This is a genomic window from Candidatus Poriferisodalis sp. (assembly GCF_965237655.1).
Lineage (GTDB): Bacteria > Actinomycetota > Acidimicrobiia > Acidimicrobiales > Poriferisodalaceae > Poriferisodalis.
On sequence record NZ_CBDEGB010000002.1, the window covers coordinates 512,082 to 527,124 of the forward strand.

General features: G+C 66.2%; 12 protein-coding genes and 2 pseudogenes. 12 read left to right on the forward strand and 2 right to left on the reverse strand.

Annotation, left to right across the window (positions count from 1 at the left end):
- Nucleotides 1-76: 76 nt before the first annotated feature.
- From ACPXYO_RS10390 to ACPXYO_RS10445, 12 genes and pseudogenes are all read left to right on the forward strand, one after another.
- Nucleotides 77-562 (forward strand): annotated as a pseudogene (locus ACPXYO_RS10390) (transposase); the annotation flags it as partial.
- 96 nt (nt 563-658) lie between these two features.
- Nucleotides 659-1,162, forward strand: coding sequence for a hypothetical protein (locus tag ACPXYO_RS10395; RefSeq protein WP_423919919.1), 504 nt, complete (start codon nt 659-661; stop codon nt 1,160-1,162).
- 907 nt (nt 1,163-2,069) lie between these two features.
- A complete protein-coding gene (locus tag ACPXYO_RS10400) occupies nt 2,070-2,414 on the forward strand; it encodes a hypothetical protein (protein ID WP_423919921.1) in 345 nt (114 codons plus the stop codon).
- Nucleotides 2,415-2,813: 399 nt separating this feature from the next.
- A complete protein-coding gene (locus ACPXYO_RS10405) occupies nt 2,814-3,071 on the forward strand; it encodes a hypothetical protein (protein ID WP_423919924.1) in 258 nt (85 codons plus the stop codon).
- Between the two features lie 157 nt (nt 3,072-3,228).
- A complete protein-coding gene (locus ACPXYO_RS10410; protein ID WP_423919927.1) occupies nt 3,229-4,587 on the forward strand; it encodes a hypothetical protein in 1,359 nt (452 codons plus the stop codon).
- Between the two features lie 604 nt (nt 4,588-5,191).
- The gene (locus ACPXYO_RS10415) at nt 5,192-6,373 is read left to right on the forward strand and encodes a hypothetical protein (protein ID WP_423919930.1); all 1,182 of its coding nucleotides are present in this window, start codon (nt 5,192-5,194) and stop codon (nt 6,371-6,373) included.
- A 29-nt stretch (nt 6,374-6,402) separates the two neighbouring features.
- Nucleotides 6,403-6,540, forward strand: a complete 138-nt coding sequence (locus tag ACPXYO_RS10420) for a hypothetical protein (protein WP_423923931.1) — start codon at nt 6,403-6,405, stop codon at nt 6,538-6,540.
- Nucleotides 6,534-6,752, forward strand: a pseudogene (locus tag ACPXYO_RS10425) (hypothetical protein); the annotation flags it as partial. The gene ACPXYO_RS10420 and the pseudogene ACPXYO_RS10425, both read left to right, overlap by 7 nt.
- A gap of 191 nt (nt 6,753-6,943) precedes the next feature.
- On the forward strand, nt 6,944-8,086 hold the full coding sequence (locus ACPXYO_RS10430) for an ATP-binding protein (RefSeq protein WP_423919933.1): 1,143 nt from the start codon (nt 6,944-6,946) through the stop codon (nt 8,084-8,086).
- A gap of 439 nt (nt 8,087-8,525) precedes the next feature.
- Nucleotides 8,526-10,706 carry a hypothetical protein gene (locus tag ACPXYO_RS10435; RefSeq protein ID WP_423919935.1) on the forward strand — a complete coding sequence of 727 codons (2,181 nt, stop codon included), beginning with the start codon at nt 8,526-8,528 and terminating at the stop codon, nt 10,704-10,706.
- A gap of 32 nt (nt 10,707-10,738) precedes the next feature.
- Complete coding sequence (locus tag ACPXYO_RS10440; protein WP_423919938.1) at nt 10,739-11,020, forward strand: hypothetical protein; 282 nt, start codon at nt 10,739-10,741, stop codon at nt 11,018-11,020.
- 566 nt (nt 11,021-11,586) lie between these two features.
- Nucleotides 11,587-11,838, forward strand: a complete 252-nt coding sequence (locus tag ACPXYO_RS10445) for a hypothetical protein (RefSeq protein ID WP_423919940.1) — start codon at nt 11,587-11,589, stop codon at nt 11,836-11,838.
- Nucleotides 11,839-12,658: 820 nt separating this feature from the next.
- Here ACPXYO_RS10445 and istB read toward each other — a convergent pair.
- Nucleotides 12,659-13,423, reverse strand: coding sequence for an IS21-like element helper ATPase IstB (gene istB, locus ACPXYO_RS10450; protein ID WP_423916039.1), 765 nt, complete (start codon nt 13,421-13,423; stop codon nt 12,659-12,661).
- Nucleotides 13,420-14,904 carry an IS21 family transposase gene (gene istA / locus ACPXYO_RS10455; protein WP_423923808.1) on the reverse strand — a complete coding sequence of 495 codons (1,485 nt, stop codon included), beginning with the start codon at nt 14,902-14,904 and terminating at the stop codon, nt 13,420-13,422. The genes istB and istA overlap by 4 nt, the downstream gene beginning before the upstream one ends.
- Between the last annotated feature and the right edge of the window lie 139 nt (nt 14,905-15,043).

Below are 15,043 nucleotides of genomic sequence, written 5' to 3' on the forward strand. Positions count from 1 at the left end.
CAACCCTCGCTCCGTCGCCGACCGAAACGACGTCGGCCCCGCCAGCGCGCCTGCCCCCAAACAACCAGCGTCAGGCCCAAGGTTGACAACAGGAGTCTGCGTTGTGCACATGGTCCGCAACAGCCTCCGCTACGCGTCAAAGAAGCACTGGGGCCAGATCACCAAGGCCATGCGCGAGATCTACACCGCGCCCACCGTCGCCGCCGCCGAGGCACGCTTCGAGGCGTTCGCCGACGACTGGGAGAACACCTACCCCGCCATGATCCGCTCCTGGCGCCAGGCATGGGACGAGTTCGTGCCGTTCCTGGAGTTCCCGCCCGAGCTGCGCCGCGTCGTGTACACCACCAACGCCGTCGAGTCGCTCAACGCCAGATTCAGAAGAGCCGTGAGACACCGAGGGCACTTCCCCAACGAACAGGCCGCGATGAAGATCCTCTACCTTGTCGCCACCGCCCGACGCAAAACCGGAGGCAACCTGATCGGCAAGACCAACGGCTGGAAAACCATCCTCAACACACTCACCGTCCACTACGGCGACCGGATCGCCGACCACATCCGATGAACACCACCACAGCCAGATACACAAAAAATCTGACAGGCCCATCGGCAGCTATGTGAGCTGGCTGGCGATGTCCGGTTCTTGCAAGATGCGGGCCGCGTGGTCGTGGATGTCGAGGGAGAGATCATCTGCGCGTTCGTGGCTGGGGGTGCCGCGACCAGAGTCGTGAACGCCATTCTGAGAGGCGTCAGCGAAGCAGCGCAAATCGTCACCAGACTTGCCATCGAGGCGACCATTGAGCACCCCTGCGATCAGCTATGGGATGACCTCACAGACTGGGCGGACCGCACCTTTTACGAGCCCGACACGACCGTGCCCGGTGACGGTGCCAACTGCGACTCCGACTCCGGCACCGGCTGCGAATCCGGCGGCAGCAGCGGCACCAGCACCACCACGCCGGACCCGCCGAGCGGCAGCTCAGACGATGACTCCGACACTTCGACGGGCACCTACTGCGCGCCGTGGGAGTCGTTCGCAGCCTGGGGGCTCCCCAATATCGGCAGTGTCGACCTTTACGTCGACGGCACGTCGATCACCCAGTACCAGGGCAGCCGGCAATGGGCCACAGCACGCTGCGCGGCTGCACTGGCCGCTCTCGATTGACGACGGCCATGAGCCCCGCGAATTACCCTGACAACATGGGCGACAACATAGGGAAACCAGCCCCGTCGCGAGAGAGAGCCAGTGCTCGGGTTTGGACGCCCTCGTTCATTGCCGCGATTGTGCTGCTCAATATCGTGCAACGGCTCTGGCCTTGGCCTTGGTGGGTGCTCTGGGCACCAGCAGCGGGCATCTCAGCGCTCGTTCTGGTCTACGCATGGGGCAGGCGGAGCCGCGTGGCTGCTCGCAGCGAGGCCGAGGCGTCGGCCAGTCGTGCGTCTGACGGCTAGAACCTCAATCTGAACACAAACGGGAGGGGCCGAAGCTTTGTGCCTCGGCCTTTCGCATTGTCGGCGAGGGTGCGGCGGAGGGGACTCCTTCCGGGCCGTTCCTCGGCTCCTGAACGGCCACACGCGCGCCGCGAACTACCCTGAGACCATGAGCGCCCGCACCGAGACGTCGCACCAAGCGCACGGATGGCGCGAGAGCCCTTGGCTTAACCGGGCGAAGCTGGCCGTGCTCTTCTGCTTCTGTCTGGCGGCCCTTGAGTGGCTGTCGCTTTCGCAATCACAGGGACGTATGGTCGTTCTCGGCCTCCTGTTTGCTGGCCTGGCCTGCACAGGGGCGGCACGCATCCGCCGCCGCAGGGCCGAAGCTAAGACCACCTCTGCACCTAACGGCTAGACCTCGCAATCTGAACACAACACGAGGGGTCGGGGCTTTGTGCCTCGGCCCTTCGCATTGGCAGCGAGGATGCGCAGGAGGGGACCCCTGCGCCGATTCCTGAGCGTCTGCGCGGGGACCGTAGGGGTGGCTCCTCCGTGCTACCAGATTGCTCCGAGCCCGGTGCTCGAACCGGCCTGAGCCCGCTCGCCTGGTGTCGCCGCCGAACACGCGAGAGGGGCAAGAGATGAGCTTCGGGCGATACGTGAATCAGATAGGGCGGGCGGTAGCGGCTTCGAGCCGGGAGCGTCAGCGACGGCAGGAGCGAGCGGCCAAGGATTGGCAGAAGACCGTCGACGCCATCAATGCCGAGGTCGACAAGATTGCCGCCGAGTGGGACAAGATCATTGCCCGCGTCGACAACTACGAAGCCGCGCAAGAGCAGGGCAAGCGGGCAACCCGCCGTGCCGACGGCCGCAGGGACGATCTGTCCGGCTCGAGCTGCTCACCGGAGCGAAGCCGCACGGCCCGGTACGGTTTCGGTCATGACGCTTGCGCAAGCTCCCCCAGTTGCAGACGATCTGATCTCTGAGAGTCGGCGCGCCGAGTACGAGGCGAACGGCTACCTGTGCTTGGGGGGCTTCGTGGGAGCGGCATGGCTCGACGAGCTTCGCGCCGTGACAAACGACTTCGTCGAGGCCAGCCGGTCGGAGACTGCATCGGGCAAGGTCTTCGACCTCGAGCCCGCACACACCGCAGCGCATCCAAGGCTGCGGCGTCTCGTCTCCCCGGTCGATCAGCACCCGACCTATGCGCAGTTCACCTTCGAGGGCCCTCCGGCACAACTCGCCTCAGCATTGCTGGGGGGACCGGTCCGGTATCACCACTCGAAGCTCAACTTCAAATGGTCGAGTGGCGGCGAGGGAGGTGAAGTGGCATCAGGACATCCAGTTCTGGCCCCACACCGATTTCACCCCCCCTCACCATCGGGGTGTATCTCGAAGACGTCGATGCTGAGATGTCCCCGATGGGTGTGCTGCCCGGCAGCCACCGCGGCCCGCTGTACGACCAGTACGCACCGGACGGGAAATGGGCGGGGTCCATGAACGAAGCGGACGTCGCTGCTCTGGATCTCGATCAGATGGTGTACCTCGGCGGCCCTGCAGGATCAGTCACCGTGCACAACTGCTGTAAAGCCGGGCCGCTCGAATGCGATCACATCGTCTCTCTCGACTCCGATCCCTCCTAGGACGCCTACGACCCTGCGAACTGCCAGGCGCTCTGCCCGGGCTGGTCACGTAGCCAAGACCGCCCAGGAGCGCCGAGGTGCCCCCACAACCCCGCAGGCGGCACGCCAGGCCGCCGACCAAGCCGCCGAGTGGCAGGCAGGCCTCATCTTTGCCACGGTGCTGGTGACAGTGTCCGCGGCCACCATCGAGGAGGCCGCCGCGGACACTCAGACTGAGGAGCGCTGCGACTACGACCCCGTCTCGAACCAGCCCTACAACTGCCGCACGGTGAACGTCGCCCACACGCACCCGTGTCCGACCGGCGAGCACGACCACGGCGGCCACGGCTGCCACCTCGCCATCGAGATGCACTGCCCCGCCGGTCAGCACTCCCACGCCCTGGGCACCTGCCACTCGGCCTCGCAGCTTCACTGCGGCAACGGCGAGCACTACCACGGCAGCTACGGGTGCCACTCGAAGACGCCGATGTACCACCATTGCTCATCCGGCACTCATGCCCACCACAGCCACCAGTCGTGCCACGCGAACACAGCGACCGGCCACCACTGTTACTCCGGGGCGCATTCCCACGGCACCACGAGCTGCCACACCTCGACGCCGAGCGACCACCATTGCAGCAGCAGCGAGCACAAGCACGGCTCCTACGGCTGCCACAGCCGTACGCCGACCTATCACCGTTGCTCATCCGGCACGCACGCTCACCACAGCCACCAGTCGTGCCATGCGAACACAGCGACCGGGCACCACTGCTACTCCGGCGCCCATTCGCACGGCACCGATCCTGACGACGGCACCTGCCTGAGCGGAACCTTCGTCAGCGGCGACTGCCAGCCCCGACCCGTCGACTCGACCCCGAACGCCTGCGATGCATGGGTGACTGCCACCCGCGACGGGCTCAACAACCTCAACGCTGACGGCTCCTACAACGTCACCCCTGCACCGGACGATTGCGAGATTTCGACTCAGGATGTCATTGACGGCCTGGGCGATTTCTTCGCCAGCATGGGGGACCGCCGCATCGAGAACTCCGAGGCCAGGCGTCAGGCGTACGCGGAGCTTCGCGAGGCGATAAGGGACGCTTGGGACTACGAGATTCCGGCCCTCAGCGAACTCAACGACAACCTCGACACGACCATCGATGTCGCTACCTGCGCTGGCCTTGGCTACGTCTTTGTCAAGAGCAAGGGCAAGGCTGCGACGGCTCCGGGTTGGACGCAGGCCGTCGCTGCATTGGGATGCGCGAACTACATCGCAGGGATCACGATCGATGACAGCGACCCCGACGACAGCGACGGCGGCTCCGACAGCGACGGCAGCTCCGACATCTCCGGCAACGACGATGCCGTCACTTCGACGGGCAACTACTGCTCGGCGTGGTCATCGTTCGCGGCCTACGGGCTCCCCAATCTCGGCAAGGTCGACCTCTACGTCAACGGCGTGTCAACCATCCAGTACCAGGGCAGCCGGCAATGGGCCACAGCACGCTGCGCGGCCGCCCTGGCCGCTGTCGACTGACGACCGCTACCAGTGCCAGCAGAACCCGGGCTCGTGCTGAGACGACGGCCACGAGCGCCGCGAACTAGCCTCAGACCATGAGCACCCGCACCTAGACGCCGCAGCAAGCGCACGGATGGCGCGGGAGCCCTTGGTTCCATCGGGCGAAGCTGCCCGTGTTCTTCTGCCTCAGCCTGGCGGCCTTTGCGTGGCTGCCGTTCTTGAGACCGGGAAATGCGGTCGTTTTCGGCGCTCTGTTGCTCGCTTGGGGCTACGTCCTCGCGCATTGGGCGCTCCGGCGCAGGGCCGCAGCGTCGGCTAGCTCTGCGCCTGCCCGCTAGACCTGCAATAAGTACGCTCACGCCATGACCGAGGCACCGCCTTAGTGGGGGCGGTCCGGAGCGGCTGCAGCTCGACCAGGTGGGCGTCGCTCGAGGAGCATGGAACCCCCGATGTACGCGGAACCCGATTGCAACTCTGCGGGTGGCAGTAGCGGGCTGCATGGCAGTTACCAAGGTGCGCTGAGCCGTGGAGTAACCGTCTCGGGGGCGTGTTTGGGGGCGGCGTCATGGCGTCGACGGCGCGGGCTTTCGCGTTCTCGGCGGCGGCGGGCCCCGGTCCGTGAATGGGGTTTACGCTGAGAAGCTGTGGACGTCGACGCCGCGCGAACACCGCGACCGACCACCACTGCACAACCGGCGCGCACTGGCACGGCACCACCAACTGCCACACCTCCACGCCGGCCAATCACCACTGCAGCGCCAGCGAGCACGTCCACGGTTCCAACGGGTGCCACAGCCGCACCCCGTCGGATCATCACTGCAGCAGCAGCGAGCACAAGCACGGCACCTACGGCTGCCACACCTCGACGCTGACGAATCACCACTGCAGCACGGGCGAGCACCAGCATCCTCACGGCTCGGGCACCTGCCACAGCTCGACCCCGGCCGACCACCACAACGACGACGGATCCGACGACGACGAGGACGGCAGTGGCTCAGGCAACGGCGACGGTGAAGAGGCCGGCGACGACGACGAACAGGCCGGCAGCGACTCGGGCCGTCCGGGCCGGTGCGATACGAACCCGCCACAAACCGGGTGCAGCCAGCAAGGCAGCGACTCCGACGACTCGGGCGGCACCACCGACCCGGTCGCGGCAGCGTGGGGATCGCTCAAGAGCGCGCTTGAGGCGTCCGGGGAAGCTCAGATCGCGCAGTCCGAGGCGTACGAAGCGCTGGGCGAGGTGCAAAAGGAACAAGTCAGGGCGGTGGTCGATGCCCTCAGCGAAGCGTTCCGCGACATGGGCGAGTCGGGCGTCCGGCCGGGGCACCCTCTGGCGGGCCACCTGTACGCCGCCGAGGCGCAGGGGATAGCCGATCTGTGGAACGCTCTCCCGGAACCGGCACAGAGCATTGTCGTCGGAGGTGTCTGCTCCGGCATCGGTTTCTTTGTAGGCGGCGGGCTGCCCGGCGCGATTGGGTTCGGCTTGGTTTGCGCGACGGCCTTTGAGATTCAGCAGTACTACACGCAGCCTTCGGCTGACGACGACTCCAGCGGCTCCGACGACGACGTCGACACAGACGACGAAGAGGCCGACAACGCCGACACTGACGTCGAAGAGGCTGACGACGCCGACACTTCGACGGGCACCTACTGCTCAGCATGGACATCGTTCGCGTTCATGGGGCTCCCTCATCACGGTGAGGTCGTGCTCTACGAGAACGGCGTCGGCACCACCTCGATTCAGGGCTCGCAGGCATGGGCCACGGCCCGATGCCCGGCTGCGCTGGCCGCTCTCGGCCAATGACCCGCAAAGGCGAGTTGTACGATCCCGCCATGACCGCGAACCCGCCCGAGGCGGCACCGGCGGCGTGGAAGCCTCGCGGGTTTCGCAGCAGGCGCGAGTTCGCGGCGGGCCTAGTCATGTTGGCTGTGACGCTGGCGGTGCATCAGTCGCTGGTGAGCATCGAATGAACCAGGTCAACCCCAAGTACGTGCTGCGGAACTACTTGGCGCAGCTGGCCATCGACAGCGCAACGCAGGGACGGCCCGATGCCACCGGCGAGCTGCTCGACGTCGTGCGCCGTCCCTACGACGAACAGCCTGAACGGGAGTCCTACGCCGCGCTGCGCCCGGACTGGGCGCGCACCCGCGTCGGCTGCAGCCAGCTCTCCTGCAGTTCCTGACGGAACATCTCGGCAGAACAGACATTGCAGAGGCTCAGCATCCCGGCGGGGTCCGCGACGTTGAAGTCGAATCTGCCTGCACCCGATTGCCCGTAGGACAAAGGTCGCAAATACACTAAATATTTCAAATACACTAAACAGCACAAACAGGCGCTCACGACCGCACCCCGACCAAGGAGGTGGTCTCGGCCATGAATGCACCCAACCCGTTCGCGCCGACCTTCGGAAGCGTGCCGCCGGTCATGGCCGGCCGCGATGACATTTTGGACACGATCTATGAAGCGCTCGTCACCGGGACGACTCACCCCGACTACACCACGATCTTCTTCGGTGTTCGTGGCGCAGGCAAGACGGTCATGCTCAATGCTGCTGAAGATGTCGCCCGTGAGCAGGGTTGGCTGACGATCTCCGAGGACGCCAGCAGATCCGGCCTGATTGCACGGATCGAGCGGGCGGCGATCCGTCACATTCGTACACTGGCCGGACCGCCGAAGCGCCGTGTCCGCTCGGTGCAGGCGTTCAGCCTTGGAGCGGACTTCGGGGATGCGCCACCGCCTGACGCCGCCGAGAGTCTGCGCGAAGCGCTCAGCGAACTAGGCGATCTTCTCGCCGGCGAGGGCACTGGTCTCATGATCACGGTTGACGAATTGCTCAGCGCAGATCGGAACGAGATCCGGGAATTCGGCTCGGTCATGCAGCATGTGTGCCGACGCGAGCAACGGCCGATTGCTTTTGCGGGCGCAGCGTTGCCGCCATTCGAGGAGTACATCGAGACCGAGGACCAGTCCGCGTTTCTGCATCGCTGTTCACGCCACGACATCGGCCAGCTCAATCACGCCGACACCCGCTTGGCGCTCTCGGTGCCCATTCAGCAGCAGGGCCGCACGATCGATGACGAAGCGCTCGAAGCAGCAAGCCTCGCGACCTCGGGCTATGCGTTCATGGTGCAACTCGTCGGCTTCTACAGCTGGGCCGCAGCACCGCCCGGGTTGTCATCGCTTGCTCGCGAGCATGTCGAATCCGGCATCGCCGAGGCGAACCGACGCGTGAGCCGTCTCGTTCTGGCGCCGATCTGGCGGGACTTCTCGCCGATCGATCGGCGTTTCCTGCGAGCGATGGCAGCCGATGCCGGCGAGTCGCGCCTTGCGGACATAGCGCAGCGTCTGGGCGTAGACGTCAACTACGCAGGCGTGTACAGACGGCGGCTCATTCGCGCTGGCATGATCGTGGCGACCACACGCGGCCGCGTCGACCTCGCCCACCACGCAGCACGTGCGTGGATCCGAGACATGCCGCTTGACCCCAGAGAGCTGCCGTCACCGTCGTTCGACTGACGACGAGTCCGCGCTAGTAGCAGCAAACCCTCCCGCAGTTCCCAACTCTCGGATCCCAACGCTCCGCAGTCACCTAAAACTGCTGGTCAGAGGCGGTTTTTTGGTGTGCGTGAAACGTTCGTATTCTTAGCGCGGCCGCGCGTGCCTGTCAAGCCAATTCGGCACGGAACCGACGCGGGCCCGCCAGGGCGCTCCACATAGCCGCAAACCCGCATAGCCGCTGGCTTTCCGACAGCCAGCGCACCTGACACCGCGCAGCGGCGCGACAGCCGCCCTCGCGCCCTTTCGGGCTCGATTCCCGCGTTCACAAAACGAAGGAATCCCCTACCCGAAAGAGCCCGCGATGACTATTCCCGTTCCGTGCCGAGCCGTTCGCTCCGAGCGACCGCGTCGAAATCGACCCGCGAAGCGACCGAGACGTCTGCTCGGCGGTGTTGCCATGTTCCTGGTCATCGTGAGCACGCTGGTCATAGTGCCACTGGCCCAGACCGACGAGCCTGCCGCAGCGCACACCCAGACCGAGGAGCGCTGCGACTACGACCCCATCACGGGGCTGCCGTTCAACTGCCGCGACGTGCCCGTGTCCCATACCCACCCGTGCCCCACCGGCCAGCACCGCCACGGCAGCCAAAGCTGTCACCCTTCCACGCCGCCGGATCATCACTGCACCTCGACCGAGCACATGCACGGCACGCACGGCTGTCATTCGGCGACGCCGCCGGACCATCACGGCGGCACAACCAACCCTGGCTGCGACGGCAACAACCACGAGCACGGCAGCCACGGCTGCCACGCCTCGTCGCCGTCGGACCACCATTGCTCGACAGGTGAGCACAAGCACGGCAGCGTGGGCTGTCACGCGTCGACGCCGTCGGATCATCACTGCAGCTCGACTGAGCACATGCACGGCACCCATGGCTGTCATTCGGCGACGCCGCTGGACCATCACGGCGGCACAACCAACCCTGGCTGCGACGGCAACAACCACGAACACGACAGCCACGGCTGCCACGCCTCGTCGCCGTCGGACCACCATTGCTCGACAGGTGAGCACTACCACGGAAACACTGGCTGCCACACCTCCACCCCAGCCGACCACCACTGCAGCTCCACCGAGCACAAGCACGGCACCGCCGGCTGCCACACATACTCGCCGGCCGATCATCACTGCAGCTCGACTGAGCACAAGCACGGCAACGTCGGCTGCCACACATCGACCCCGGCGAATCACCACTGCAGCACCGGCGAGCATCAGCACACTCACGGCTCGGGCGGCTGCCACAGCTCGACGCCAGCAGATCACCACTGCGACGGCAACAACCACGAGCACGGCAACTACGGCTGCCACTCCACCAGCATCGTGCACTGCCCCAGCGGCCAGCACGGCCACTTCGCCCACACCAGCTGCCACGCGTCGACCCCGGTCGACCACCACTGCAGTACGGGCGAGCACTTCCACGGCACCACCGGCTGCCACACATCGACCCCGGAGAACCACCACTGCGACACGGGCGAGCACCAGCACACTCACGGCTCAAGCCGTTGCCACGTGTCGACCCCGGCTGATCACCACTGCAGCACCAGCGAGCACTTCCACGGCACCACCGGCTGCCACGACAAGACGCCGGAGAACCACCACTGCGCCTCGGGCGAGCACCAGCACACTCACGGCTCAAGCCCCTGCCACGTGTCGACCCCGGCAGACCACCACGGCAGTGACCCTGAGTGCTCGCAGGTGAGCCATTCGGTGCATGGCGGCATGGTGGACGCGCACCGTCACCTGCTCGGAGCGCAGCTCAACCAAGGCGGCGGCACCATGTCGGACTGCCACTGGGTCAGCCGCTCGCACTGCAACACGGGCCAGCACGAGCACACTCACGGCTCGCAGGAATGCCACGACCCCGGAGGCACGCGCTACAGCCACGTCGCCAACCACAGCGGCCATACCTACCACTGCGCCTCTGGCCAGCACGAGCACACTCACGGCTCGGGCGACTGCCACGAAGAGGACACCATCCACTGCCACGCCCACTCGGTGCCGTGGAATCCCGAAGGCGACCAATGCCACGATGCGGACCTGCTGCACTGCGGCCTTAACGAGCACGCGCACGACGGGCTCAACTGTCATTCAGTCAGCATCAACGTGTGCACCGGCGGCCTGCACGAGCACGTCGAAACGGTGCCCTTGGGCTGCCACTCCCCCTCGCTTGTGCATTACGAGTTCAACGAGTTCGACTATGACTTCTTGCGATGGACCACGTGCGGCCCGATCAATCTCCTTCCCGCCCGTTGGACCGTCCTGGGCTTAGTCCTGGGCGAGGGTTGTGCGGAACTGGTGGCATGGGCTGGGCGAGAGCAGGAACGGCACATCGCCGAGCTGAACCGACTGCACGACGAGGCCGCCGACGCCACCGCTGAGACCGATGACGCCGGCGACGGGCCTGCCCAGACTGCGCTCAACTACTGCGGACCATGGACCGGGTTCGGGTTCTTCAATGCGAACGGCGAGGAGATCGGGGAGGTCGTGCTCTACGAGAACGGCGAGGGCAACACCTCCTACCAAGGCACCCAGGAGTGGACGACGGCAACATGCCAGGCCGCTCTCGCCGCCCAGGAGTGAGGGCGGCACCGACGGTGAAGTACGATCACGCCATGACCGCCACCGAAACCGAAGCGCACGCGGCGGCTAGCGAGCAGGGTCTGTGGGCGAAGCTCACCCGACGCCGCACAAGAGCCGAGTACTGGATCGGCGCCATCGTCGCGTTTGCGGGCTGGGTGCTGCTCCAGAGCATGGATTCGGCAGCGAAATGGTTCATCCCAGTCGCGATATTCGTGAGCTGTGATGTGGCGTGGAGGCTCATCCGGCCCATGCCGACCGACGCTGAGAGCCGCGGCGGCCGCTCCGACGGCGGCCCTCCCGACGTCGACGACTGAGGGAGCCGAGGCGGACGAGCCTGCAGGCTCGGGCTTTGACGTTCGTGGCCGAGGCCGATGACGACGCGGCCGAAACTGCGACCACGTACTGCTCGGCATGGAGCGGGTTCGGGTTCTTCAATTCGGCGGGCTTTGCGAATCCAACGCAGCGAACGACAGCGCCAAGCGTCCCGCCCAACGAGAACGGAGTCCGCTCCTGTGCCACTAGTCAGGAGCGGGCTCTGTCGCGTCACAGTGCGACGCAATCAGGGGGGCTTTGCCGCGGCGAAGTCAGACGCAGAACACAGGGGCCAGCGCGTTTGGACGACAACCCACCGGTCGTCGATGTGGACCCGCTGTGGTCCGGGGAAGTTTTCCAAACCGACGACGTGGCGGCGTCGTTGACAGATCTGCCGGGCGTTGCGGCGGCGGACCCCCTCTGTCAACGTGGTGTGAGACAGCTGATGGCTGGGAGTCGTTGATCGACTGGGCTTGCAGGTGTTGGCACTACCGACCCCTACACGTTCCTCGGCAGCCGACCGGTACAGATCGCCCCAGCGGCAACCCTGCACAACGGTTTGTCGGTGGTGGGTTTGCGGTCGCTCCGATTCACCGACTCACTCGACGTACTCGCTGCGGTATTCCGTGCCAACCGCAGCCTGAGCGAGACAGATCCGAGCGTGGTGCAGCGCATCGACGACGTGCGCGATCTCACCGTGACGGGGATCCGTCCGTTCGGTCACCAGCTCGACGGCGACCACCTCGGAGCCGTCGATGAACTCCGCATCGAGTGGGTGCCCGACGTGCTCCGCCTCGCTATTCCGGTCGCCGCGCCCTGACATCAGCGACCAAGAGACGCTGAGAACTCAGTCGGAGAATCCCGATTCTCGGCGACAAGCGGGGACTCTGAAGCTCATTGAAATGGTCCAAAACCGCTGGTCAGAGGCGGTTTCTTGGGTGTACTTGAAACGTTCGTATTCTTAGCGCGGCCGCGCGTGCCTGTCAAGCCAATTCGGCACGGAACCGACGCGGGCCCGCCAGGGCGCTCCACATAGCCGCGAACCCGCATAGCCGCTGGCTTTCCGACAGCCAGCGCACCTGACGCCGCGCAGCGGCGCGACAGCCGCCCTCGCGCCCTTCGGGGCCCGATTCCCGCGTTCAAGAAACGAAGGAATCTCCGACAGAAAGGACGGATTCCCTCATGATCCTCAATGTTCGAGAGAGACTCGGCGCGCTCAGCGTTGTTCGGGTGCGAAAGAAACTGGCTGCGCTGGCAACGGCGCTGCTGCTGGGCGCGGTGTCGTTCAGCGTGGCTGTGCCAGGAGCCGGAGCCCATTCGGCTACCAAGCAAGTCACCGGACAGAAGCAGGTCTGCACGACCGAGTGGGTACAAGTGCGGGTCGCTACTAACCGCAGCACCGCCGGCAGAGGCAACAGGATCACGTACACCTACAAGAACGAGCTGCGTGAAGTCTGCTCGTGGGTACCCACTGTGTACACCGTCAACCGTGCCCACCTGCACGTGACCGACACGACATGTAGGTGGATAGAGGCAGCAGGTGTCAAGGGCCAGTGGGATCTGCCCAGTGGCGGACAGCAGGACTGCCCGTTGGTGGCCAACAGAACTGCCCGGTGGTGGCCAGGTGTTCTGCCCGTGGGTCAGTTGGTCAGTGGCGTCACCCCCTTGCCGGCGGTGGCTTGGGTGAGGCGGATGCTGTCGCCGGCGGTCATGACGACGTGGGCGTGGTGGAGCAGCCGGTCGACGGTGGCGTTGGCGATGGTCTTGGGCATGAGTTCGTCGAACCCGGCGGGGTGAAGGTTGCTCGACAGGGCGATGGAGCGTTTCTCGTAAGCGGCGTCGACGACCCGGTAGAGCGCCTCGGCGGTCTCGGTGGTGACTGGGAGCAGGCCGATGTCGTCGATCACGATGACGTCGGAGCGCATGATCCGCCGGATGGCCTTGGCGGCGGTGTCGTCGGCGCTGTGGCGGCGCACGAGCGCGCCGAGGTGCTCGAGACTGAACCAGGACACCTTGTGGCCGGCATCGACGGCGGCCTGGCCGAGCGCTTCAAGGAAGTGCGTCTTGCCTGTGCCTGATGGTCCGCACACGACGAGGTTCTCGTGGCGGTGGATCCACTCCAGGGTGCGTAGCGCCCGCTGGGTCGGCGCCGGGATCGAGCTGACGGTTCCGTCCCAGATGTCGAAGGTCTTGCCGGTGGGGAACCCGGCCGCTTTGCGCCGGGCCCGGATTGAGGATGCTTGGCGGCCGGCGAGCTCCTCGGCCAGCAGTGCCCTCATTGCTTCGGCCGGTTCCCAGCGTTGTGCCTTGGCGGTGGCCAACAGGTCCGGTGCTGCGGCGCGCATGTGGGGCAGGCGCAGGGCGCGGAGCAAGTCGACGACCTCGTCGATCGGCGCTGGGTTCATCGGTCGCCTCCGAGGCGACCCCAAGCGGCGGTGCCGGGCTGCAGCGAGTGCGCGTCATCGGCGCGCCGGGGTTGTCCGGGCGGGTCAGCAGCCAGGATCGAGGCCAGGTCGCCGTCTGCGAAGCGGCCGAAGGTCGCGGAGTGGCCGAGCGCCCAATCAACGCGGACCTGGCCGTGGAGGCGGGCAAGGGTGACGGCTTGGGCCATCTTGACCTTCATGCGGGTCGTGCCCGCGGCGGCTGCTTCAACGAGCCAGGTGCGGGCGCCGTCTCCGATGGCGAGGAACTCGGTCTCGGCCGCGCTCGTCGGCTTCGGACGCCGCGCCAGTGGCCCAGCCGGGCGTGGCGGGTAGTGGGCGTCGTCGATCATCGGATGCCCGGGTGTCGAACTCTGGTGGCGGGCGACCTCGATTGGGCCTGACGGTGCGCAGTGGGTGACGACGACCTGGTCACCGTCGACGCGCACCCACACCGTCTCATCGGCGAGGGTGTGCGGGACCGAGTAGGTCACGCCGCCGAAGCTGACCGTGGAGCTCCAAGAGACTTTCCGGGTCTCCCCGAGCGCTGCCGTGTATGGGCGTTCGGGCAGCGCGTGCAGCCGGTGCCGTTCCTCGGTGAGCATCTCCACCGGCGCCCGCCGGGTCACCCGATGGACCCGCTCGTTCACCTCAGCGGTGAACGCCTCGCAGGCCTCGACCAGCTCGGCCCAACTGGCGTAGTCGCCGCGCAGGTTCGCGTCGGTTGGCACCAAGTCGGCCTTGGCGACCCGCACCGTCGCCTCGCTGCCGCCTTTGGATTCAGGGTCCGCCGGCACACACGTCGCGACCGTCACGCCGTAGTGGCCGCCGACCGCAACGATCTCCGGATGGCGCACGGCGATCCCGGCGACGTGGTCGATCGTGACCGTGCGCTCGTTGTCGGTGAGCCAATACGTCGCAGCGCCGCCAAAGGCTCGCATCGCCCGATCCACACAGGCGATCACCGTGGGCAGGGTGCGGTCCCAGGTCGCGATCACCACCCGGAACCTCGACCACGCCAGCCACGCGCAAAACAGATTCGTCCGCCGCCCGGCGATGACCGGGCCCGCGCCCCAGTCCCACTGCGCCCACATGCCCGGCTCGGGGATCCACGGCCGATACACCCGCCGCCGACCCGCCCGGAAGCTCTTCTTGGCCTCCGCCACTGCTCGGCGCACCGTGCGATCCGAACCCTCGAACCCCAACGCTTTCAGCTTGGCGTGGCAACGATCGGCGCGGATCTTGCCACAGGAGCGCTCCACCCACTCCTCGATCTTCGGCAGCCACGGATCGATGATCCGTTTCCGCCGCACCGGGCCCACACCCCCCAGCCGACCCTCGTCGCGCTCAGCCACATACGCGGCGACGGTGTGATGCGAACAACCGGCCAGCTCGCCGGCATCCCGGAACGACCCAGTCAGGTCGAACGCTTCCAACATGTTCATGATTTCCTCGCGAGACTTCACTTGCTCCTCCTGCTCGATGGTCACGGTTGTGGTGACCGGCTATTCGAGTAGGAGGAGCACCCCGCCGCGGTGCACCCCGACGGGAAATGGACTTCAACGCGGGCAGTTCTGTTGGCCGCCGCTGGGCAGAACCGTCGGC